The sequence below is a fragment of the Microbacterium sp. STF-2 genome, assembly GCF_034650155.1.
Classification (GTDB): domain Bacteria; phylum Actinomycetota; class Actinomycetes; order Actinomycetales; family Microbacteriaceae; genus Microbacterium; species Microbacterium maritypicum_A.
This window is the reverse complement of the sequence record NZ_JARKMW010000001.1, coordinates 1840819-1862375: the sequence shown is the minus strand read 5'-3', so window position 1 is coordinate 1862375 and position 21557 is coordinate 1840819. Positions and strand designations below refer to the sequence as shown.

The 21557-nt window shown below is 67.7% G+C and carries 22 protein-coding genes; 13 read left to right on the top strand and 9 right to left on the bottom strand.

The features are described 5' to 3' along the window. Positions 1-23: 23 nt before the first annotated feature. Positions 24-548 (top strand): hypothetical protein, encoded by a 525-nt coding sequence (locus tag MicroSTF_RS08975; RefSeq protein ID WP_021201291.1) that lies wholly within the window; start codon positions 24-26, stop codon positions 546-548. A gap of 87 nt (positions 549-635) precedes the next feature. Beyond that, positions 636-932, top strand: coding sequence for a hypothetical protein (locus MicroSTF_RS08970; protein ID WP_021201290.1), 297 nt, complete (start codon positions 636-638; stop codon positions 930-932). A gap of 141 nt (positions 933-1073) precedes the next feature. On the opposite strand, the gene MicroSTF_RS08965 is transcribed toward MicroSTF_RS08970, so the two are convergent. From MicroSTF_RS08965 to MicroSTF_RS08955, 3 genes are all read right to left on the bottom strand, one after another. Beyond that, positions 1074-1304 (bottom strand): hypothetical protein, encoded by a 231-nt coding sequence (locus MicroSTF_RS08965; protein WP_297555580.1) that lies wholly within the window; start codon positions 1302-1304, stop codon positions 1074-1076. A gap of 126 nt (positions 1305-1430) precedes the next feature. Continuing rightward, positions 1431-1706 carry a hypothetical protein gene (locus MicroSTF_RS08960; protein ID WP_240750580.1) on the bottom strand — a complete coding sequence of 92 codons (276 nt, stop codon included), beginning with the start codon at positions 1704-1706 and terminating at the stop codon, positions 1431-1433. Between the two features lie 282 nt (positions 1707-1988). Further along, positions 1989-3389: a threonine/serine ThrE exporter family protein gene (locus tag MicroSTF_RS08955; protein WP_029259899.1), complete on the bottom strand. Its 1401-nt coding sequence runs from the start codon at positions 3387-3389 to the stop codon at positions 1989-1991. A 138-nt stretch (positions 3390-3527) separates the two neighbouring features. Here MicroSTF_RS08955 and MicroSTF_RS08950 point away from each other — a divergent pair, with 138 nt between their 5' ends. The 3 genes from MicroSTF_RS08950 (at position 3528) to MicroSTF_RS08940 (ending at position 4717) form a co-directional block, all read left to right on the top strand. Then, a complete protein-coding gene (locus MicroSTF_RS08950) occupies positions 3528-3878 on the top strand; it encodes a hypothetical protein (protein ID WP_021201286.1) in 351 nt (116 codons plus the stop codon). Between the two features lie 63 nt (positions 3879-3941). Further along, the gene (locus MicroSTF_RS08945; RefSeq protein WP_021201285.1) at positions 3942-4196 is read left to right on the top strand and encodes a hypothetical protein; all 255 of its coding nucleotides are present in this window, start codon (positions 3942-3944) and stop codon (positions 4194-4196) included. A 32-nt stretch (positions 4197-4228) separates the two neighbouring features. Then, positions 4229-4717 (top strand): BLUF domain-containing protein, encoded by a 489-nt coding sequence (locus MicroSTF_RS08940; protein ID WP_231494482.1) that lies wholly within the window; start codon positions 4229-4231, stop codon positions 4715-4717. Positions 4718-4884: 167 nt separating this feature from the next. On the opposite strand, the gene MicroSTF_RS08935 is transcribed toward MicroSTF_RS08940, so the two are convergent. From MicroSTF_RS08935 to MicroSTF_RS08925, 3 genes are read right to left on the bottom strand one after another with little or no spacing between them, the layout of a single operon-like run. Next, a complete protein-coding gene (locus tag MicroSTF_RS08935; protein WP_021201283.1) occupies positions 4885-5502 on the bottom strand; it encodes a TetR/AcrR family transcriptional regulator in 618 nt (205 codons plus the stop codon). A 25-nt stretch (positions 5503-5527) separates the two neighbouring features. Continuing rightward, positions 5528-7708 carry a YhgE/Pip domain-containing protein gene (locus MicroSTF_RS08930; RefSeq protein WP_136024503.1) on the bottom strand — a complete coding sequence of 727 codons (2181 nt, stop codon included), beginning with the start codon at positions 7706-7708 and terminating at the stop codon, positions 5528-5530. Continuing rightward, the gene (locus MicroSTF_RS08925; protein WP_322955052.1) at positions 7705-10590 is read right to left on the bottom strand and encodes a YhgE/Pip family protein; all 2886 of its coding nucleotides are present in this window, start codon (positions 10588-10590) and stop codon (positions 7705-7707) included. Before MicroSTF_RS08925 ends, MicroSTF_RS08930 begins: the two co-directional genes overlap by 4 nt. 119 nt (positions 10591-10709) lie before the next feature. Between MicroSTF_RS08925 and MicroSTF_RS08920 the strand changes: the two genes are divergently transcribed. Beyond that, positions 10710-11537 carry an SDR family NAD(P)-dependent oxidoreductase gene (locus MicroSTF_RS08920; RefSeq protein ID WP_322955050.1) on the top strand — a complete coding sequence of 276 codons (828 nt, stop codon included), beginning with the start codon at positions 10710-10712 and terminating at the stop codon, positions 11535-11537. 133 nt (positions 11538-11670) lie between these two features. Here the strand turns inward: MicroSTF_RS08920 and MicroSTF_RS08915 are convergent, their stop codons facing one another. Further along, positions 11671-12687, bottom strand: a complete 1017-nt coding sequence (locus MicroSTF_RS08915) for a GNAT family N-acetyltransferase (protein ID WP_315071768.1) — start codon at positions 12685-12687, stop codon at positions 11671-11673. A 2-nt stretch (positions 12688-12689) separates the two neighbouring features. Further along, a complete protein-coding gene (locus MicroSTF_RS08910; protein WP_021201278.1) occupies positions 12690-13001 on the bottom strand; it encodes an NIPSNAP family protein in 312 nt (103 codons plus the stop codon). A 77-nt stretch (positions 13002-13078) separates the two neighbouring features. On the opposite strand from MicroSTF_RS08910, the gene MicroSTF_RS08905 reads away from it, so the two are divergent. Then, positions 13079-13972 (top strand): formylglycine-generating enzyme family protein, encoded by an 894-nt coding sequence (locus MicroSTF_RS08905; protein ID WP_021201277.1) that lies wholly within the window; start codon positions 13079-13081, stop codon positions 13970-13972. An 85-nt stretch (positions 13973-14057) separates the two neighbouring features. Beyond that, positions 14058-15557 carry an arylsulfatase gene (locus tag MicroSTF_RS08900; protein ID WP_021201276.1) on the top strand — a complete coding sequence of 500 codons (1500 nt, stop codon included), beginning with the start codon at positions 14058-14060 and terminating at the stop codon, positions 15555-15557. A 102-nt stretch (positions 15558-15659) separates the two neighbouring features. Here MicroSTF_RS08900 and MicroSTF_RS08895 read toward each other — a convergent pair whose 3' ends face one another. Continuing rightward, a complete protein-coding gene (locus MicroSTF_RS08895) occupies positions 15660-16673 on the bottom strand; it encodes a LacI family DNA-binding transcriptional regulator (protein WP_029267606.1) in 1014 nt (337 codons plus the stop codon). Between the two features lie 126 nt (positions 16674-16799). Between MicroSTF_RS08895 and MicroSTF_RS08890 the strand changes: the two genes are divergently transcribed. From MicroSTF_RS08890 to MicroSTF_RS08870, 5 genes are read left to right on the top strand one after another with little or no spacing between them, the layout of a single operon-like run. Further along, positions 16800-18035 carry an amino acid ABC transporter substrate-binding protein gene (locus tag MicroSTF_RS08890; protein WP_292767506.1) on the top strand — a complete coding sequence of 412 codons (1236 nt, stop codon included), beginning with the start codon at positions 16800-16802 and terminating at the stop codon, positions 18033-18035. Between the two features lie 7 nt (positions 18036-18042). Beyond that, positions 18043-18927 (top strand): branched-chain amino acid ABC transporter permease, encoded by an 885-nt coding sequence (locus MicroSTF_RS08885; protein WP_292767509.1) that lies wholly within the window; start codon positions 18043-18045, stop codon positions 18925-18927. Then, complete coding sequence (locus tag MicroSTF_RS08880) at positions 18911-20026, top strand: branched-chain amino acid ABC transporter permease (protein WP_322955045.1); 1116 nt, start codon at positions 18911-18913, stop codon at positions 20024-20026. Before MicroSTF_RS08885 ends, MicroSTF_RS08880 begins: the two co-directional genes overlap by 17 nt. Next, positions 20023-20784, top strand: a complete 762-nt coding sequence (locus tag MicroSTF_RS08875) for an ABC transporter ATP-binding protein (protein WP_029259911.1) — start codon at positions 20023-20025, stop codon at positions 20782-20784. The genes MicroSTF_RS08880 and MicroSTF_RS08875 overlap by 4 nt, the downstream gene beginning before the upstream one ends. Continuing rightward, the gene (locus MicroSTF_RS08870) at positions 20774-21526 is read left to right on the top strand and encodes an ABC transporter ATP-binding protein (protein WP_029259912.1); all 753 of its coding nucleotides are present in this window, start codon (positions 20774-20776) and stop codon (positions 21524-21526) included. Before MicroSTF_RS08875 ends, MicroSTF_RS08870 begins: the two co-directional genes overlap by 11 nt. The last annotated feature ends 31 nt before the right edge of the window (positions 21527-21557 follow it).

Below are 21557 nucleotides of genomic sequence, written 5' to 3'. Positions count from 1 at the left end.
GGATGGCTGATAATCTGCGGCGCATGCAGTTTTCCGACGACGGGCGCACCCACGACGAGGAGGTGGGGGTGGACACCGCGTCGATCAAGGAGCGGGTCTATGCCACGTTCACGGGGCTCGCCATCGTGCTCGTCCAGAACTCGAACGTCGCCCACACCGACGCCGGTCGCGCGACCATCACGCTCCTCGTCGGAATCGTCGCGATCGCCATCGCTGGATTCGTCGCGGAGCTGCTGGCGCACCTGGCCGTGCATGCGACCTTCCCTGACCGCCGCGAGTTCGGCCGACTCCTTCGTCTGACCGGGACGGCGATGGCGTCAGCGGCGGTGCCTCTCCTCGTCCTTCTCCTCGCTGTACTGGGGTGGATCGATCTGGGAACCGCTCTCACGATCGCATCGATCACCTACGTCGCGATCCTCGGACTGATCGGCTACGTGGCCGTACGCCGGACCGACGCTCCATGGTGGAAACAGGCCATCGCGCTCGGAATCCTCGTTGCGCTCGGCAGCGTTGTCGTTCTGATCCAACAGCTTGCGCACGGACACTGAGAGGCGGCTGCCTGGTGGTGGCCGTCCGGCCTCGATCACGCGTCGACATCGGGCTCGGAGACGCGCAGAGGCGCGTATTCTCGGAGCATGGGAACTCTCGAGTACAACAGTTCACGCCCTCCGATCGTGATCGACGATGCGACGTTGGCGCACCTGAAGATCGTGATCGGCACGAAGCTCCGTCGACACGAGAGCTTCATGATGACGTGGCTGCCGGAGGAGAAGAACCCTGCCGGTCGGCTCACCATCTGGATGCACCCCGCGATTCCGCTGGCGCTCGCTTTCGACGGCTCCAAGATGCCCGAGATCGACACCAAGCGCATCGAGCGGATGATGGAGAACCTCAACGCCCGCGGAGAACTCGTCCTCGATCAGCTCGGCTAAAAGTGATCGGCGAACAGTCGGAGATCGTTCCCGTCCCCGCCGTCCGCCATTCACTTCTCCGAGCCCGGCACCCATTTCCCCGAGCCCGAAGCCCGCGTCACCGTCCCTGGAGCGGGAGCATGCAACGGCGCTCCACTCCGGTCAGTCGCGTCGAGCATCCTCGGCGTGAACACCCTCGGAGCCACCGCCCGTGGGCGGCACCGTGGGAGGGGTGCCCTTGCCCTTCTCCGCACCGAGGTTGTCGTTCTCGTCCTCGTTCTCGTCGTCGTCCTCGTCTGTCTCGGGGCCGTCGTCGGTCGAGGGCATGTCGGGATCGATGCCTTGGGCTTCGACTGCGGGTGGGTCGTCCGTGTGGTCCTGCGGGTCTGACATCATGTTCTCCGTTCACCGAGGTGGATTGATCGCCCAGTCTTGCCCCTGTGAGGCGTGCACGTCTGCCCGTTGACAGGCGTGCGCGAGCGAGCGGAGAATCCCGCCTGCGTGAGCGTGATCGCCCGGTCAGGCGGTCGCGAGGGGCGGATGATGCGGGATCGGGATCGGTCGGCCGGCGCGGCGCGGCGCATGGAAACGCTGGACGTCTTCCCACACGTCGGCGGCAGTCATGTACGAACTCGCGAGCGGGAGGTCTCGCAGCCAGACGACCTCCACCTCCGCGGCATCGACCTCATAGATGCACGCGACCGTGCGTCGCGAGTCATTCTGGGCATAGCGGTGATCGAGGATCAGCCACTCGGTATCGGTGATCTTCCTCAGCTCGAATCGGGGATCGGGCATTGTGAACAACTCAACACTCCCATCGGTGGACCGGTATCGGCTGCCGAGGAGCGCACCACCCCGCGCGGCGCGGTGCATGCGTCCGCGCGGTCAACGGGCGCTCTTCAGCCCGCCAGAATTCACTGGAATTGTAATCCGAACCGATATATTGCTCAACCCGCGGTGCTCGCGGTGCACCGAGTGCACGGCTTGCGCGCGAGTGCACGGTCTGTCGACGCGAACACCCCGTGCACTCGGCGAGATCCCGTGCACTCGACGAGCAGGTAACACCGTGGGCGCCGATCAGCGGCGGACGCGGGCCCGCGTCTTCGCCACGCTCGCGAGCGTGGCACGCACCGGGGTGCCGAGATAGAGGCCGAGCGAGGCGCCGGAGGCCAGGCCGATGCCGATGACCGCCGCATCGATGAGCGATCCCCCGGCGAGCAGCATGCCCGTGGAGGTGCCGGCCGCGTGGACCATCTCGAGCAGCCCCTGGAACACCGCGACTCCGGGGACGAGCGGCACGATCGCGGCGGTGGTCACCGCGACCGAGGGCACGTGCAGGTTGCGTGCGATCAGCATCCCGAGGAAGCTCGCCAGCAGGGCACCGACCGCGCTCGCCGCCGCGGGGTGCAGGTTCAGCGCCACCGATGTCGAGTAGCCGGCGAGGGTGACAGCGCTGAGCAGCGCGCTGACGAGGATGATCCGGATGCCGGCACCGTTGAACACGGCTACGGCGACCGCGATGATGATTGCTCCGGCGAACTGGTTCACGAGCGGTCCGAACGGCGCGGGGTCGTCGGGGAGGTCCATGGTGAAGCCCAGGACGCCGCCGAGTTCCAGGCCGACGAGGATGCCGATCACCACGCCGAGGGTCTGCATGGTGAGATCGAGGATGCGTCCGCCGGCCGTGAGGGCGAAGCCGTCGATCGCGTCCTGCGCAGCGCCGACCACGGTCAGGCCGGCGAGCATCAGCACGATGCCGGAGGCGACGATGATCGACGGGCGGATGCCGACGAACGGTTCGATCCCGGCGGTACCGAGCGCGGAGACCACGACAGCCACGACCGTGGTCACGAATCCTCCGGCGATCTGGCTGAAGAACAGCGGCACCCGGAGTCGCGCGAGCCCCGCCTGTGTCAGTGCCGCGCACAGCGCCGCGACGAACGTGAGACCGACGATGATCGGGGCGGCGCCGAGCATGATGCTGACGCCGACGGCGAGCAGGGCGCGCGCGACGATCACGACCGGCTGCTGGTAGCGGAACGGCACCCGCCGGATGGCGCGGAACGTGGTGCGCGCGGATTCGAGGTCGAGGCCGCCGTCGATGTCGGCGACCAGGGCCTGCACGCGCTGCAGCTTCGCGTGATCGGGAGCGGTGACACGCACGACGCGCACGAGGGTCTCGGGCCAGACCTCGCCGCTCAGATGGAACGACACCGTGATCGAGTTGTAGGTGACGTCGACCTGCACGCCCCGCATCCCGTAGGCATCGCACACGCGGGTGATCGCGAGCGTGACCTCGTGTGCTGAGGCGCCGACGGCGAACATCGATTCACCGATGCGGGTCGCGAGATCGAGCACCCGGGGGACGGTGCGCTCGTCGATGACGGGCATCGCCTCGGTGTGCGCGACGGCCGAGGGATCGGTGTGCAGCAGACGGCGCACGGAGGAGAGCAGCGGCCGGCGGGATCTCGCGGACATATGCTCCATTCTCCCGCCCGGGCGCGTGATCGGGGGCAGGCTGTCCGGTCGTGGGTGCACTCGCTCGCGGTTAGCGCGTCGGACGTGGTCCGCACAACCCCCTTGGGGCCTGCCCCGCGTGATGGCACCGTCGAAGACATGAAACTCGTATCGTACGCAGGCCAACAGGTGGTCACGACGGACGACGTCGCCGAGGCGCTCGTCGCTCTCGCCGCCGCCCTCGCGAGTGAAGGGGAGTCGGCGGCTCTGCGGCTTCCCATCGTGGTGGACGGGAAGAAGGATTCCGCTGACCTGATCGTCGGCGTCGGCAACGATCTGCTCGTCGGTCCGCAGACCTCCGACGGCGATGACCCCGACTTCTCCGAAGACGCCGCCCAGATCCGCATGCACCCCCTGTTCCCGCAGCGGACCCCCGGCGACGACGAGGACGACGGCGGATTCGGGATTCCCGCGGTCGACATCGACATCGAGCACGGTACCCGCGCTTAGCGCACCCGCTGGGCCGCTGTAAAGGGGAGCGCGGTGAGCGCGCCGCACGCATATTCTGCTGGGGTGCCGCACTCTGCCCCACCTGATCATGACGTCCTCTGGGCGTGCGTCGAGGAGGGCTTCCACGTCGGCAGCCGCCGCGGCGACTTCCTCGGATATGTCGACAGGCAGGCGGGCGGCGCGTATCGCGCGTTCGACGCCCGGTCCCGTATGCTCGGCGACTTCGCGACGCTGGCAGCAGCCACGAACGCGGTGGAGCAGCTGACGGGGGAGCCCTCGCCGACGGTCCACGACGGTGAGCAGGGGGTGGCGCTGTGAACGGCGGCACGGCACCCGGGTTGATCTCCTTGGTGTACACGAGCACCGCGTCTCAGCCGCTTCGCGCGACGGCTCTCGAGCATCTGCTGACCGTGTGTCGACGTCTCAATCTTCGACGGGGCATCACCGGGATGCTCCTTCATCGGGAGGGGCGGTTCATTCAGGTGCTGGAAGGGAATCCGGACACCGTGGCGCGCGTGCTCGAGAGCATCCGAGGGGATTCCCGACACCATGATCTGCGGGTGCTCCTGGAGGAACCGATCCGCGAGCGTCGGTTCGCGGACTGGACCATGGGGTATCGGCCACTGCAGCGCCGCGCGAGTGCTCCCACCGGGTACCGGGACTCCTTCGCAGATCTGGATGCGGGATCGGATGTCGGCACAGCGGTGAGAGCGTTGACCGAGCTCACGCTCTGGTTCCGTGTGCGCGCGGATGATCGGTCCTCATCGCCGGTGGAGTCGGACCCGGATGAGGTCCTGGATGAGGACGGGGTGCCGCGGCACGACGACGCGATCGTCTGAGCGGTCTCGCGTCCGGGCCGGCCGGGCCGGGAACGGTACGGAACGGTCCCCTCGGCCCTGCTCCAGAGCCCCGCACTGCACGCAGATCTCGGTGTCGCAGATCTCGGTGTCGCAGATCTCGGTGTCGCAGCTCTCGGTGTCGCAGCTCTCGGTGTGGGACGCAGGGTTCAGTCCTGCGCGAAGACCTCGGGGTGCGCGGCGATGAGCTCGGCCTGCTCGGTCCACGAGAGGCCCACGATGCTCAGCACCACGCGGACGACGGTCGAATCCGCGTCGGTCGTGGTGAGCCGCAGTTCGCGCAGCGTTGCTCTGGCGGTCTCCTCGATGAGGAAGGCGAGCAGATCGGCCGGCATGTCTCCCCGGAACGCCCCCGAGTCCACTCCGACGCTGGTCAGATCGCGGATGCGGCGACGCAGCGGCGCCAGGGCGAGCACGGTATCGGCCAGATGCGCATCGTCGAGGGCGATGTTGGCCGAGGCGCGCACGGCGGAGGCCTCCCGCCACAGCCGCGTCGCCATCCGTGCCAGGGTCACCCGGGGGTCGGACTCGTCGGTCGTCTCGGCTATCGCGTTGAACCGCTGCGCACCGACCGCGATCACCTCGCGGAGCAGGCTGTCGCGGTCGGCGAAGTGTCCGTAGACGGCGCGGCGGGTGAGGCCTGCCGCCTGCGCGATGACATCGAGCGACGCCGTGGGGTTGGTCGCGAGCACCGACTGCGCCGCGCGCAGCAGGGCCTCCCGGTTGGCCAGGGCGTCGCGTCGACGCGGCGGGTTCGGTGCGGTCACTTCGGGTCCTTCGGGGGCGCGGGGATCAGGACATCAGCTTGGTCGACGCGAGCGCCTCGACCAGTTTGCGGTTGTAGGTCATCAACGGCCGCCGCAGCACGAGTCCGAGGAGCAGCGCCGGAACGATGAACAGCGCGAGTGCGCCGAGCGCCCACCAGAAGTCGGCCTGGTAGACGCCGGCGATCGCCGATCTCACCATGTTCACGGCATAGGTCGCGGGGAGGAAGGGACTGACGCTCTGGAACCAGTCCGGAAGCAGCTGCAGGGGGTACGCACCGCCCGACCCCGAGATCTGGATCACGAGCAGCAGCACGGCGAGCGCCTTGCCCGCGTTGCCGAACGCGACCACCGCCGTGTACACGATGAGCGTGAACACGGTCGAGATCGCCCACCCGGCCAGGATCAGCAGAAGCGGATGCGCGGGTTCGATCTGGACGAAGAGGATCAGGCCGAGCGTCAGCAACGTGCTCTGCGCGAGACCGACCAGACCGAAGATGCCGTAGCGGCCGAGGTACTTCTGCGTCGGCGTGAGTTCGGGGCGGTCGGGGAGCGTCTCGGCGTTCACATCGACGCGGATCGTCACCGTCATCAGAAGGGCACCGACCCACAGGGCGAGGATCATGTACAGCGGGGCCATGGCTGCACCGAACCCGGCCACGGGGAAGACCGCGGTGCGATCGAGGCGCACGGGCTCGGCGAGCGACGTGGCCAGCACACCCGGATCGGCGCCGATCAGCGCGCTGAGATCGCCGGTGTCCGCGGCCTTCGCGATCGACTGCTGCACGGTGTCGAACCTGTCGGCCAGGGCGTTCAACGATGCGGACAGCTGCGTCGTGGCCTCCTGCGCTCGCGACAGCGTCGACAGCACGGAGTCGGATGCTCCGGACAGCCCGGAGGTGATGCCGGACAGGTCGGAGCGGATCGCCGACACATCGGACCCGATCTGCGTGAGCGTGGACGACAGGGCGTTCAGCTGCGCCTTCAGCCCGTCGTCGTAGGTGCTCCGGGCGTCGGCGATCGCCTTCTTGGCCTCGGCGATCGCCGCCGTGATCTCCTGGTGCGAGCTCTGTGCCGAGTCGTTGCCGGCCGCGATCTCGGTCGCCGCAGTCTGCAGGCGCTGCTGCAGCGCCTGCTGCCGCGCGATCGCCTCGTCGAGTCGGCTGATCACGGCGTCGAAGTCGGGCTGGGCGGATTCGGGAAGGTTCGGTCCGACCTGCGTCACCAGCGTGTTCTTCACCGCGGCATACTGATCGATCTGCTGCTGCACGCGCTCCGCGAGCGTGGTGATCGCCTGCACCTGGCTGCCGCTGAGCGAGGCGGCACCTGCGTAGAGCTCGTCGATGCGCTGGCCCACCGCGTCGTAGCTGTTCGATGTGGCCGCGAGGGCGTCCGCCAGCGACTGCGCCGCCGTCTGCAGGGTCGATTTCAGCGTGCTCGCCGCATCCACTCCGCTGCCGAGAGCGCCCGAGGTGTCCGAGAACGCGTCGCCGGCCTCGTCGACCAGGGCCGACGCGCTGTCCAGCAGCGGTCGGCTCGTCTCGAGCAGGGCCGTGAACGTGTCGGCCGTGCGCGCGCCCGAGCGCAGCTGAGCGCCCACGCTTCCCAGTCGAGTCTCGATGCGCGTGAGCGTCGCCTGCGTGTCTTCATCGGTGAGGTAGTCCGACATCGACGAGACGAGGCCGAGCGCCACGTCGCCGAGTGTCTCGGCGAACGTGTCGCTGATCGCGGACGACACTCCCTCCGCGCCCTGGCCGGTGATCTTCGGCGCCAGGGCGTTCTTCTTCTCGTTCGTGTAGAGCGCGATGTGCGTGCGGTCGCCGCCGTCGGCGTAGAACGTCAGCATGTCGGCGCTGAACGTCTCGGGCAGCACGATGGCGGCGTAGTACTCGCCCGCCTTGGTCCCATCGATCGCGTCGTGCTCATCGGTGATCACCCAGTCGAGCTGGTCGTTCCCGCGGAGCTGGGAGAGGACCTGCTCGCCGACGTTCACCCGGATCGGGACCAGGTCGCTCTCGTACCCGGCGTCGGTGCTGGCGACGGCGATCTTCAGGTCTTTCGTGTTCGCGAACGGGTCCCAGCTGGCGATGACGTTGAACCAGGTGAACAGGGAGGGGATGACGACCAGGCCGAACAGAACGATGCACGCCATCACGTTCTGGGTCGCGTGACGCATGTCGCGGGCCGTCAGGTGCAGGATGTCCTTCACGCGCGGTCCTCCCCTTCTGTGGGCTCGTCGTCGGCGGGCTCGTCGTCTGCGGTGGGTGCTTCTTCCTCCGGGGGGAGCGGGTCGTCTGCCGCCTCGGTGGCGGTCGCTTCCTCCGTCGGCTCGGAAGCCGCGGGGTCGGCCTCCGGTTCCGCTTCCGTGTCGCCGGTGGTCTCCGACTGTGCTTCCGGATCGAACCACTCCGTGAGCAGTGCGTCGGCCGAGGCGCCGGCGAGCGGCGCCTCGGAGGTGTCCCGGTCATCCGCCTCAGCGGGTGCGACCGGGGCGACCGGTACGTGCGGGACGGTGGCGAACGACTCATCAGCCGTGGGTGGCAGAACCGCTGCAGGGCCGGCGGGGCCGGCGAGAGCGAGCTGGCGCAGTTCGGCATCGTCGAGAGCAGCGACCTCTGCGCCGTGCTCGAAGCTGTGCTTGATGTACTCGATGGCCACGAGGAACCCGATCACGAGCAGTATCCAGAGGGTCCACAGTCCCAGCAGCAGCGCTTTCGATCCGGGGAGCGCCCAGGTGAGGACGCCGAGAACGACGAGCCCCGCGACGCCCGTGAGCACTGTCGCCTTCAGCAGCGTCGGGTAGCGGCGTGTGAACGGCTCGGCCCGCCGAGCGAGGTCGTCGCGGTACTCGGCGCGGTTCGACAGCGCCCGGATGACGTCGGTGAGCCGGTATCCGCTGCCGACGACCTGCACCTTCTCGCCGATGAGGAGGTCGGTCGAGAGCACCTGCCGGTTGAAGAGCAGGGTGAAGTTCGCGAGGCGGCGACGCAGGACGAGTCCGAGGAGGAAGGCGAGGGCGACGAACACGGCGAGGGCGCCGAGGAAGCGCCAGTAGTGGCCGTCGTAGAAGCCCCCGATCGTCTCCCGCATGGCGTCGATGCCGTAGGAGAAGGGGAGGAGGGGATAGATCGCACGGAAGAATCCGGGCATCAGCTCGATCGGGTACAGGCCGGACGCACCGGGGATCTGCATGATCACCAGCAGGATGCACAGACCGCGGCCGACGTGCCCGAACGCGACGCAGAGGGCGTAGATGATGCTCACGTACGCGAGGGCGATGAGCACACCGGTGCCGACGAACGCGGCGGCGCTCACGGTCTGCACGCCGATGATGAGGTTTCCGATGCACACGATCAGCGCCTGGCCCACGGCGAGCGTCGCGAAGAGGAAGAAGCGGCCGAAGTAGGCCTCGCGCACCGTGACGCCCTCGACGCCTTCCGTGTCGACCTCGACGCGGAAGATCACCATCAGCACGAAGGAGCCGATCCACAGCGAGAGGTTCGTGAAGAGCGCGGCCATCGCCGACCCGTAGGTGTCGACCGGGAACACCAGGTGCTCGTCGACCTCGACCGGAGAGGAGATGAACTGGGCGATCTGCTCGGGTTCCAGATCGGTCAGGGTACCGAGCAGGCCCCATTCGGATGCAGCGTTGAGCGCGACGACGTCGGTGCGCGACGTCTGCAGACCCTGCTCGATGCCCGCGAGGTCGTTGTCGAAGCTCTCCAGTGCCGACGAGGTGGCGACGAGTTGCGAGTCCAACCCTGCCAGCAGTTGATCGGCCTGTGCGAGGACGCCCTTCTGCGCGTCCAGCGCCCCTGAGAACGATCCGACGCTCGCCGACAGCTGCGACATGGCGCTGTTCAGTGAGGGGACGGTGCGGGTGAGGATGTCGCGCATCGCCGATGAGGCGTCGCGGGTGTCCTGCATCGCCTGGTCGACCGCGTCGGCTGTCGCCTGAACGGAGCGCACCGTGTCGGACGCGGCGGTCTTGAGGTCCTTGAGGTCGGCGAGCAGCTGCTGGTCGGTGGCGTTGCGCTGCTGCAGCGAGGCGATGACCTCGGTCAGGCGCTGCTTCGTGTCCTCGCTGAGGTCGGTGTCGTCCAGGAGCGCCTGCAGCCGGGCGACCGCCGCCTCGTTCGCCTTCAGCACGTTCGAGACGTCGTCGATCCCGGCGTCGATGCGCACCCCCGCCTGCTCGAGGCTCTGGGTGAGACGGGTGATCGAGACGTTCGCCTTCGATGAGACGTCGGCGAGCAGCGTCGTGCCCCGCAGGAACGCGGTGGTGGCACTGTCGCTGAACGCGATCACCTCCTTCTGCGTCTCCGCGATGATCGACTGCGTCTGGGCGAGCGACTTCTGCACATCGCCGAGCGTCTTGTCGACGTCGCCGAGCGTGTTCCGTGCGGACGAGAGCGTGCCGCGCGAGGAGGCGAGCCCGTCCTGGGTCTCGGCGAGGTTCTCGCGGGCCGAGGCGAGTGTCTGCGTCGCCTGGTCGAACGCATCGAGGGTGTTGTCCCTGGCGTTCAGTAGCCGCAGCTCGGTGGAGTCGCCGACGTCCTTCAGCGCGTTCGTCGCCGCGAGTGCCACCTGCTCCTTGAACGCGCTCGTGACCTGCTTGTCGAGTTCGGAGGCGCCGACGTCGGTGATCTTCGGCGCGATCGCCCCGGCCTTCTCGTTGACGTAGTACTGCAGCGACGGTTGCGTGAAGTCGCCGCTGGTGATGCTGAGCAGGTCTTCGCTGAATGCGGTGGGGATGACGATGGCCGCGTAGACGTCGCCCTTCTTCACGGCCTCCTGGGCCTCGTCTTCGCCCATGAAGGTCCAGCCGAGCTGGTCGTCGTCCTCGAGCTGCTCCGTCACCTGCTCGCCGATGTCGATGTGGCCGGTGAGGTCGGAGGTGGCGCCCTCGTCGAGGTCGACGACCGCCACGCGGATGTTCGCGGTGTGGGCGTAGGGGTCCCAGAACGCGTTGATGTTGAACCACGCGTACAGGGCAGGGGTGATGAGCACCCCGATGATGATGATCCACGCTTTGGGGACGCGGGAGAGTCTCTTGACGTCGCGCTTGTAGACCCGCCAGCTCTGTTTCACAGGACGAGTTTACACATTACGTGCACATCAACGTGCAAGTTAGCTGGAAGCGGATGCATGCGTCAGTCCAGGGTCGTGACCGTCAGGGGATTCCGGACGGCGGGTCGTAGAGTCGCCTGATGAACGACATCGCACTGATCACCGGCACCTCGTCCGGAATGGGACTCCACGCCGCCGTCGAACTGGCACGACGAGGCCTGCACGTCGTCGCGACCATGCGCGACACCGGGAAGGCCGGGGCGTTGCGGGACGCTGCGGCCGAGGCGGGCGTCGAGGTCGACGTGCGCGCCCTCGATGTCGTGGATCATGCGGCCGCGGCCCGGCTGGTGGCCGAGATCGAGGCGGAGCTCGGCGGCATCCGCGTCCTGGTGAACAACGCCGGACAGGGGAACGTCGCCACCGCCGAGCAGTTGACGATGGAGCAGATCCAGGCGCAGCTCGACATCAACTACCTGGCGCCGGTCAACCTCGCCAAGCTCGTGCTGCCGGGGATGCGCGAGCGTGGCAACGGCCGCATCCTCACGGTGGCGAGTGTCGGCGGGGCGGTCGGCCAGCCGTTCGCCGACGCCTACTGCGGGGCGAAGTTCGCCGTGGAGGGCTTCATGCAGTCGCTCGCGGTGGTCGCCGAGCGCTTCGGTGTCCGGATCAGCGTGATCGAGCCAGCCGCGGTCGCCAGCGCCTTCGTCGAGAACGCGATCCGGCCGGAGAGCGGTGGTCCCTACGGTTCGCTCCTGGATGCGTACATCGCGCGCAGCACCGGGGCCTTCGCGAACGCGCAGTCCGCCGAATCCGCGGGGGCGGCGATCGCGGCGGCAGTCCTCTCCGACGAATACCGCTTCCGCTGGCAGAGCTCGGAGGCTGCGACGCGGTTCGTCGGCGTCTCCCTCGCCGACACCGACGGCAGCGGCGTGCTCGGCTTCACGCGATCGTGGATCGCGGCGGGCTGAGCACTCCGTCCGCACGCGCTCGTCGATCGCGCGCGGTCGCCGGTCGGGCCTCGTCTTGACCGCAGCCCGGCGCCGGCACCTCCGACCCGGCCCCGCCGGCCCTTCCGAAGGACCCGCGTCGGAGCAGCGGCGATCAGCGGTCGCTCTCCAGGGCGAACGTGTTGCCATCGGGGTCCGCGAACCACACGATCCGACCTCCGCCGGCCCTCGCCGTGATGCCCCGAGCGTCGTGGCTGAGTCCGTCGTAGCGCAGGAAATCGAGGTCGTTCGCCGCGAGCTCGTCGACGACCTGATCCAGGTCGTCGACGTGCCAGGTCGCGACGGTCGCCTGCGAGGTGCCTGCGGTCGTCGACTGATAGACGTGCAATGCCTCGTCGCCGCCCGAGCGATAGACGCGACTGCCACCCGAGATCCGCGCGCTCGGACCCGACCGTGCCAGGGGGAGCCGCAGAGTGCCCTCATAGAAGGTGACGGCGCGGTCGATGTCCGACACGGCGACGGACGCGTGCAATGGGAAGTCGCTCAGGTGCCTCGGAACCGCGGTTCTCTCGGGGCGATCCGCGATGTCAGCGGCTTCGGGAGCGGCGGGCCGCTCGTCGGTGCTCAAGACCGACATGAGGATCGAGTCGACCCACTCGCCGTCCCAGAACAGCGTGTCGCGTTGGCGGCCCTCGTACCGGAACCCTGCCTTCTCGTAGGAGCGCTGCGCGCGGGGGTTGAACGAGAAGACGTCGAGACTCACGCGGTGAAGCCCGATGCGGTCGAACGCGTGATCGAGAACGGCGCGGGTCGCCTCGGTGCCGAAGCCGCGCCCGAGCCGGCCGGGATTCAGCGCGATGCGGAAGTTCATCGACGCATCGTCCGGCTCCAGTTCGTTGAGGACGATCTCGCCGACGTACTCCTCGGAGCCGAGCTCGATGATCGCCCAGTCGGCGCGATCGTCGCGGTCGGCGAGGGAATCGAGGTGTCGCACCACCGCCTCGCGGGTGAACAACTGACGCGTGCCCGTGAGCCGCATGCTCTCGTCGTCGAGCAACCCTTCCCACACGCCGTCGAGGTGGGCGACGCCCAGGGGTTCGAGGCGAAGTCGCGGGGTCGACAGCGTGGCGACGTCCGTGAGCGCCGAGACGTCGACGGCGGGCGGGTTCATGCCTACACCCCCTCGAAGACCGGACTGAGGAAGCGGCGCTCATAGCGGCGGATGCACCGCGTCCTGCGCGCGAAGTCGAACGCCTCGACGCACTCCGGGTCGGTCTTCGAGGCCGTCCGGTAGACCTCGTACTCCGCGAGGGAAGGGAAGGTGAACAGGGCGAAGGCCTCGTCGCTGTCGCCTTCGCTCGGCAGGAAGTAGCCGTGGTGGGTGCCGCCGTGCTTCTCCACGAGCCGGATCCAGGTGCGCCCGTACTCGGTGAAGTCGTCCAGCTTGTCGGGGTCGATCTCGTAGCGCAGATGAACGGTGATCATGCGGATGATCTTTCCAGATCGGTCCGGATGTCGCAGAGCCCGGACACTACGCTGAGCACGTGACGAACGCGCGCGATATGGTCCACATCCCGGGCGGCACCTTCCTGATGGGGTCAGACGACTTCTATCCCGACGAGCGCCCGGCGCACCGGCGTGAGGTCGCTTCGTTCTTCATCGACCGCTACCAGGTGACGAACGCACAGTACGCCGAGTTCGTCGACGCCACCGGGTACGTCACCGTCGCCGAGCGCGAGCTCGATCCTGCCGCGTTCCCCGGCGCCGATCCCGCCGATCTCGTGCCGGGCGCGATGGTGTTCACACCGACCTCCGGGCCGACGAACCTGGGCGATTGGCGCAATTGGTGGCGCTGGCAGCCCGGCGCGTACTGGCGTCGTCCGTTCGGACCCGACTCGACGATCGACGATCGCCTGCAGCATCCGGTCGTGCATGTCGCGTTCGAAGACGCGGTCGCCTACGCCGACTGGGTGGGGATGCGGCTGCCCACCGAAGCCGAGCACGAGTACGCGGCACGCGGGGGAGTGGACGGCGCCCCCTTCGCCTGGGGCGACGAGGCCTACCCGGGCGGCATCGCCCAGGCGAACTCGTGGCTCGGACGTTTCCCCTACGACAACCAGGGCGTGGGAGGTACGGCGCCGGTCGGCTCGTACCCCCCGAACGGCTACGGCCTCTACGACATGATCGCGAACGTCTGGGAGTGGACGACCGACTTCTACACCCCTCGGCACATCCGCCTCTCCGACACCCCCGTCGACGCCGGCAAGCGCACCAACCTGCTCGCCGTCGCCAGCGCGCAGGAGGGTTTCCCCGACATCCCGCGCCGCGTGCTCAAGGGTGGGTCGCACCTCTGCTCACCGGACTACTGCCTGCGCTTCCGCCCGGCTGCGCGCTCGCCGCAGGCCGAGGACACCGGTATGTCGCACATCGGATTCCGTCTCACCCGCTCCGAGTGAGGCGCCCTGCGCGCAGCTGCGAGAAGGTGCTTGGCTTCGAGCGAGGGCGATCGCCCCGTCTCACGCGTCGAAGCAAGGAGTCGTCATGGCTGACAAGCCCAACATCCTCATCATCTGGGGCGATGACATCGGCATCAGCAACCTGAGCACGTACTCCGACGGCCTCATGGGCTATCGGACGCCGAACATCGACCGTATCGCCGACGAGGGTGTGAAATTCACCGACTACTACGGCGAGCAGAGCTGCACCGCGGGGCGCGCGGCCTTCATCACCGGCCAGAACCCGTATCGCACCGGACTCACCAAGGTCGGGATGCCGGGGGCGAAGCTGGGTCTGCAACCCGAAGACCCCACGATCGCCGACGCGCTCAAGCACCACGGCTACGCCACCGGGCAGTTCGGCAAGAACCACCTCGGTGACCGTGACGAGCATCTGCCGACCGCGCACGGCTTCGACGAGTTCTTCGGCAACCTGTACCACCTCAATGCCGAGGAGGAGCCGGAGCACCCCGACTATCCGACCGACGAGGAATTCCCGGGCTTCAGTGAGAAGTTCCGCCCGCGGGGTGTGCTCCACTCGTGGGCGAACGAGGACGGCACCCAGCGGATCGAGGACACCGGTCCGTTGACGAAGAAGCGCATGGAGACCGTCGACGAGGAGTTCCGCGATGCGGCCGCCGACTTCATCCGCGCCCAGGCCGAGGATGATACGCCCTTCTTCGTCTGGTTCAACTCGACGCACATGCACTTCCGCACCCACACCAAGGAGGAGAGCAAGGGGCGGGCCGGGCGTTGGCAGTCCAACTATCACGACACGATGCTCGACCATGATGACGTCGTGGGGAGTCTGCTCGACCTGCTCGACGAGCTCGGGCTCGCCGAGAACACGATCGTCATGTACTCCACCGACAACGGCCCGCACATGAACAGCTGGCCGGATGCGGGTATGACCCCGTTCCGCAATGAGAAGAACTCCAACTGGGAGGGCGCGTACCGCGTGCCCGCGATGGTCCGCTGGCCCGGACACATTCCCGCCGGTACGACGCTCAACGGCATCGTGAGCCACAACGACTGGTTCGTCACGCTGTTGGCCGCCGTCGGAGACACCGATATCGCCGAGCGGCTGAAGGCGGGAACCGAGCTGCACGGCACGGACTTCACGGTGCACCTGGACGGGAACAACCAGCTGGACTACATCACGGGTGCCGTCGAGCACAGCCCACGTCGACACTTCTTCTACGTCTCGGACGACGGCGACCTCACGGCGCTGCGCTTCGAGAACTGGAAGCTCGTGTTCCTCGAGCAGCGTGCCGTGGGGACGCTGCAGGTGTGGCAGGAGCCCTACATCGAGCTGCGCTTCCCGAAGCTGTTCAACCTCCGCACCGATCCATACGAGCGCGCCGACATCACATCGAACACCTATTGGGATTGGGTGCTCGACCACGTCTTCCTGTTCGTCCCGGCACAGGCGTACGTCGCGCGGATGCTGCAGACGCTCGTCGAGTTCCCGGCACGGCAGGAATCGGCGTCGTTCACGATCAACCAGGTGATGGCGAAGCTGGAGTCGACGGCCGGCAACTCCTGACGAATCTGGGCCGGTCGGCCCGAGCCGGTCGCGTGGGCCCGTCACTCTGAGGGTGGCGGGCTCCGTGCGGTGACGAGCTGTCCGGCGCGCGAGCGCACCCGCTCAGCCGCGGGGCGGGCCCGACGACTGACGGATGATGAGCTCGTGCGCGGTCTCGATCGTCCGCGCCTCGTCGCTCGCGGGGCGGAGGATGAGGGAGACGGCGTGCTGGCCCATCTCGAACATCGGGATCCGCGCGGTGGTGAGGGCGGGGGCCACGTCCGCGGCGACGGCGATGTCGTCGAAGCCCACGACCGACATCTCGTCGGGTACCCGGATGCCGTGCTGCCGCAGCTCGCTGAGGATGCCGATCGCCATCGCGTCGTTGAGCCCGACGATGGCGGTGACGTCGCGGTCGAGGAGCTCGCGGGCGCCTTCGATGCCGCCCTCGCGGGTGAATGCCTTGGACACCACCGTCAGCTCGACGCCGGTGCCGTCCGTGCCCTCACGCAGGCCCGCGATACGGTCGGCGACCGTGTTGAGGTCGAGTGGACCGGCGACGACGCCGATCCGGCGGTGTCCCCGTTCCGCGAGGTGTCGTCCGACGGAGACTCCGGCGCGCTGGTTGTCGGGCAGTACGGCATCGACCGGCAGATGGTGGCGGCCGATGACCGCGGCACGGCCGCCGGCCAGGGTGAAGTCCAGCAGCGCCTCGGACATCCCCTGCTCGCGATCCGGATCGGCGTATCCCGATCCGGCGATGATGATCGACCCCACGCGTTGGCGCAGCAGCGACTTCACCTGCGCGAGCTCGCTGTCGGGCGTGCGGTCGGCCTGGGCGATCTGCACCGAACGGTTCTCGAGGGCCGCGCTGCGGATCACACCGCTCGCGATGTCGGAGAAGTAGGGGTCGCCGATCTCGTGCACCACGAGGCCGATCGTCGGTACGAGCCCCCCGGCGAGGCCCCGTGCGTGCATGTTGGGCTCGTATCCCAGCTGCGTCGCGATCCCGCGTACATGCGCGGCCACCTCCGGAGAGATTCCGGAGCCGCCGGTCATGGCTCGTGACGCGCTCGCGAGCGAGACCCCGGCGGCTTCGGCCACATCGATGAGTCGTGGCGCCCCTTCACGCTTCACGAAACCTCCCCCATGGAGCAAGATCAACGCTGATTGCGCGGAAGGTTGCTCTTCGTTCTTCGGTCCCACTATAGTGGCGGAAGCGCTTACGAAAGCGCTTTCGCTACGATGACGTAGGAGACTCGGATGACTGCACCCAGATACGGTCGACGGATCGCTGCAGCGATCGGAACGCTGTCGATCGCCGCGCTCACGGTTTCGGCCTGCTCGGCGACCGGCGATCAAACCGAGGGGGGTGGCTCCGACGATCCGATCGTCATCGGCATCTCGCTGCCGCTCACGGGAGACTTCTCGGAGCCGGGGAAAGGCGTCGAGCGTGGTTACGAAGCCTGGCGCGACATCGTCAATGAGAACGGCGGCCTCCTGGGCCGACAGGTCGAACTGAAGATCCTCGACGACCAGTCCAACGCCGACCGGGTCGTCTCCGACTACGAATCGCTGATCGCGCAGGACGGGGTCGACCTCGTCTTCGGCCCGTTCTCCACACGTCTCGTCGTTCCCTCCGCCCGCGTCGCGCAGGAGTACGGGATGCTCTTCGTCGAGCCGGCCGGTGCCGCGGAGGAAGTCTTCGATCAGGGCTTCGACAACCTCTTCTACGCCGCTCCCGCCATCGCGAACGACCACTACAACAACCTCGCCGACTACCTGCTCGCGCTCCCGGAGGGCGAACGCCCGGAGACGGCAGCCGTCGCCTCGATGGACGACCCGTTCGCGCAGGGCACGGCCTACGGCCTCAGGGACAAGCTCGAGGATGCCGGCGTCGAGATCCTCGTGAACGAGGTGTACCCGCCGAACACCACCGACTTCTCCACCATCGCGGCGAAGATCGCGCAGTCGAACGCCGACATCGTGATCGGCGGTACGCAGTATCAGGACGCCGTCAACCTGATCATCGCGCTGCAGCAGCTCAACTATCAGCCGGAGCTCGCCGCATTCTCCACCGCTCCGACCAACCCCGAGTTCGCCGCCGCCATCGGCGGTGCGACCGAGGGCATCCTCGCCCCCACCGGGTACTCGCCGAAGTCGCAGTTCCCCAGCAACATCGAGTTCGTCGAGAAGTACACCGAGATGCACGGCAACCCGCCGTCGGAGGACGAGGCCAACGCCTACACGACCGGTCAGGTCGTCGCCGCTGCGGTGGAAGCCGTCGGCTGTGCCGAGCAGGGCGAGTGCCAGCAGGAGCTCATCGACTGGCTGCGCGACAACGAGGTCGAGACCGTCGTCGGTCCGCTCAGCTGGGATGAGACCGGCAAGCCCACCGGCGCCCACCTCATCCAGCAGTGGATCGACGGCGAGATCCTGATCGTCCTCCCCGAGGACGTCAAGGAAGCCGACTTCCTCTTCCCGAAGCCGACGTGGTGATCCACCCGTGAGTGGAGCACTGCTGCTGCAAAGCCTGATCCTCGGCGTCCTGCTGGGAGGGCTCTACGCCCTCCTGGCGGCCGGGCTCACGCTGTACTTCGGGATCATGCGCGTCGTCATGATCGCGCACTCGGCCTTCCTCATCCTGGCCGCCTACCTCGCGTGGTGGTTCAACCGGGAGACGGGCATCGATCCGCTCGTCTCGCTCATCGTCACCGTGCCCCTGTTCTTCGTGACCGGTGTCGTGATGCAGCGGCTGCTCGTCTCGCGACTCAAGCCGTTGACCCTGACCATGATGTCGGTGCTGCTCACCTTCGCCGTCGCGCTGATCATCGAGGGAGCTCTCGGGTTCTTCTTCACGGGGACCCAGCGCCGCATCCCGCTGCCGTACGCCAGCGCGAGCCTCGACTTCTTCGGCGCACAGGTGCCGGTGGTCAAGCTCATCGCGTTCGGCCTCGCGGCCGTGGCCCTCGCGCTCCTGTTCGTGCTGCTCAAATACACGAAGTTCGGTCAGGCGCTGCGGGCGACGATCCAGCATCCCGAGGCTGCGCGGCTCGTCGGCATCAACACCGATCGAGTCGCCGGGTACGGATTCGGACTCGGGCTCGCCACCGCGGCGATCGGCGGCACCGCGCTCTCGCTCGACGCCACGATCTACCCCTCCCTGCACTGGCACTGGATCGGACCGCTCATGGCGATCATCGTCGTGGGCGGACTCGGCAGCATCCCCGGTGCCGCCATCGCGGCTCTCATCCTCGGAGTCGCGCAGAGCCTGCTCCAGCTTCCGCTGGGGCCGACGTGGGCGCAGACGGTGTTCTACGTCGCGCTCTTCGCCACGCTCATGTTCCGTCCGCAAGGTTTCTTCGGAGGTCGTCTTGCCCAGCGTTTCTAGCAGAGAGCCGATCGCCACCGAGACGGTCGTGATCGCTCCACCCGCCCCTGTGCGTCGCCCTTCCACGAAGTGGGTGGGCATCGTCCTCCTGATCGTCGGGGCCGCGCTCGTGCTCTCCTTCCCGACCATCGCCCCGAACCCGTACATCCTCTCGGCGGGCGTCGTGATCCTCAACTACGCCGTGCTGTCGACGGGGTGGAACTTCATGGGCGGATTCACGGGCTACATCTCCCTCGGGCATGCCGCGTACTTCGGGCTCGGCGCCTACGGCACCGGACTGCTGATCAAGTTCCTCGACCTTCCCGGGTTCGTGGCCTGGATCCTCGCCGCCGTGCTCGTCGTGATCATCGCGATCCCGATCGGCATCGCCGCCCTCCGGGTGCGTGGCGCCTCGTTCGTGATCGTCTCCATCGCCTTCGTGCTGATCATGCTGCTGGTGTTCCAGAGCTGGCGTGACGTGACCGGCGGATCCGAGGGACTGAACGTGCCACGTCCGTTCGACGTGCTGCGGCCGGAGCACCACCGCATCTTCTACTATCTGTTCGCCGGGCTGCTGGCCGCAGCTCTCGTGGTGTGGTGGATCATCGACCGGTCCAAGTTCGGAACGGCGCTCAAGTCGATCCGCGAGGACGAGGACAAGGCCCAGGCGCTCGGGGTGCCGACCACGCGGTACAAGCTCATCGCCTACGTGCTCTCGGCGCTGTTCGTCGCGCTCGGCGGCGGACTCTACGCGCTGTGGTTCGGCGATCTCGACCCGATCTTCCAGTTCTCGATCCTGATCGGCTCGTACATGGTGCTGATGGCGTTGCTCGGCGGGGTGCGGAATCTCTTCGGCCCGCTGCTCGGGGCCGTCGTCGTCGGCATCGCGCTCGAGTACTTCAAGCTCGAGTTCGGCGACACCCAGTTCCACCTCATCGCCACCGGCATCCTGCTCGGCATCGTCGTGCTCTTCATGCCCGACGGCATCATCCCGGCCGTGAAGGGGCTCTTCACCCGGAAGTCCCACGCGGCGTCGATCCGTGAGGTGACGGTCGGCGAACTGCTCGAACAGAACAAGACCCGAACAGCGGATGTCCCGACGAAGGAGACCTCGTCATGAACGCCCCCACCGCACAGTCCACGACGCTCGAGAGCCTGAACACCGTCTCGATGACCAAGTCCTTCGGCGGCGTCACAGCGGTCGACGGTGCCACGGTCACGTTCCAGGAGGGCAAGGTCAACGGCCTGATCGGGCCGAACGGCTCGGGCAAGACCACCTTCTTCAACTGCGTGACCGGCATGATCAAGCCGGACTCGGGAGAGGTGCGCTACCGGGGGCAGGCGATCACCCGCAAGTCGCCTGACCGCATCGCCCGCGCCGGGATCGGACGCAGCTTCCAGTTGTGCCGGGTGTTCCCGCGCATGACGGTGATGGAGAACCTGCTCGTCGCGGTACGCAGTCCGAGCGTCTGGCATCAGCTCCGATCGGCAGCCGACCCGGACGAGGTGGAACGGGCGCGGGGATGGCTGCGACGCGTCGGCATCGACCACCTCGAGCACGCCGAGGCGCGCAACCTCAGCTACGGCCAGCAGAAGCTGCTGGAGCTCGCGGGGGTGCTCATGGCCGAACCCGACACGATCATGCTCGACGAGCCGGCGGGAGGCGTGAACCCCGCGCTCATCGGACGCATCGCCACCCTGGTGCGCGAGCTCAACGACGAGGGCAAGACGTTCATCATCGTCGAGCACAACATGGAGATGGTCATGAGCCTGTGCGACCACGTCGTGGTGTTCGACCGCGGGCGTCAGATCGCCGAGGGGACCCCGGCGATCATCCAGCAAGACCCCCGAGTCCTGGAGGCCTACCTTGGAGTCTGAAGCGAAGAATCTGCTCGAGCTGCGCGACATCGAGGCGGGCTACGGCCGTGCGGCGCTCGTGCTGCGCGGTCTCACCGTCGAAGTGCCGCCCGGGTCGGTGGTCTGCCTCGTGGGCCCCAACGGGGCCGGCAAGTCGACCGTGCTCAAGGTGGCCAGCGGCATGCTCAAGCCCCGGTCGGGGACGATCGAGGTCGACGGCCGAGACATCACGGGGGAGGGGCCGCAGTCGATGCTGCGTCACGGGCTCGCGCACGTGCTGCAGGGACACAGCGTGTTCCGCGAGATGACGGTCGGTGAGAACGTGATGCTCGGCGCCTTCACGCTCAAGGATCAGAAGGTCATCCAGGAGCGCGTCGAGTTCGTGCAGAACCTCTTCCCCATCGTGGGGGAGCGGTGGAAGCAGCTCGCCGGCCTGCTCTCGGGCGGCCAGCAGAAGCAGGTCGAGTTCGCACGGTCGCTCATGGTCAGCCCCAAGGTCGTGCTCCTCGACGAGCCGTCGATGGGTCTCGACCCCAAGACCACCGAGAAGGTGTTCGAGCAGATCGTGCGCATGCGCGATGCGGGCACCGCCGTGCTGCTCGTCGAGCAGAACGCCCGGCGCGCGCTCGAGACCGCCGACATCGGGTGCGTCCTCGACCTCGGCCGGGTGCACATCTCGGGTCCGGCATCCGAGCTCCTGGCCGATCCGACCCTCGCCGCGCTGTATCTCGGCGGCAAGCCCGCCGTCCCCGACGCGGGATGAAACCGGGCGGGAGGAGGCAGCGACGGCCTCC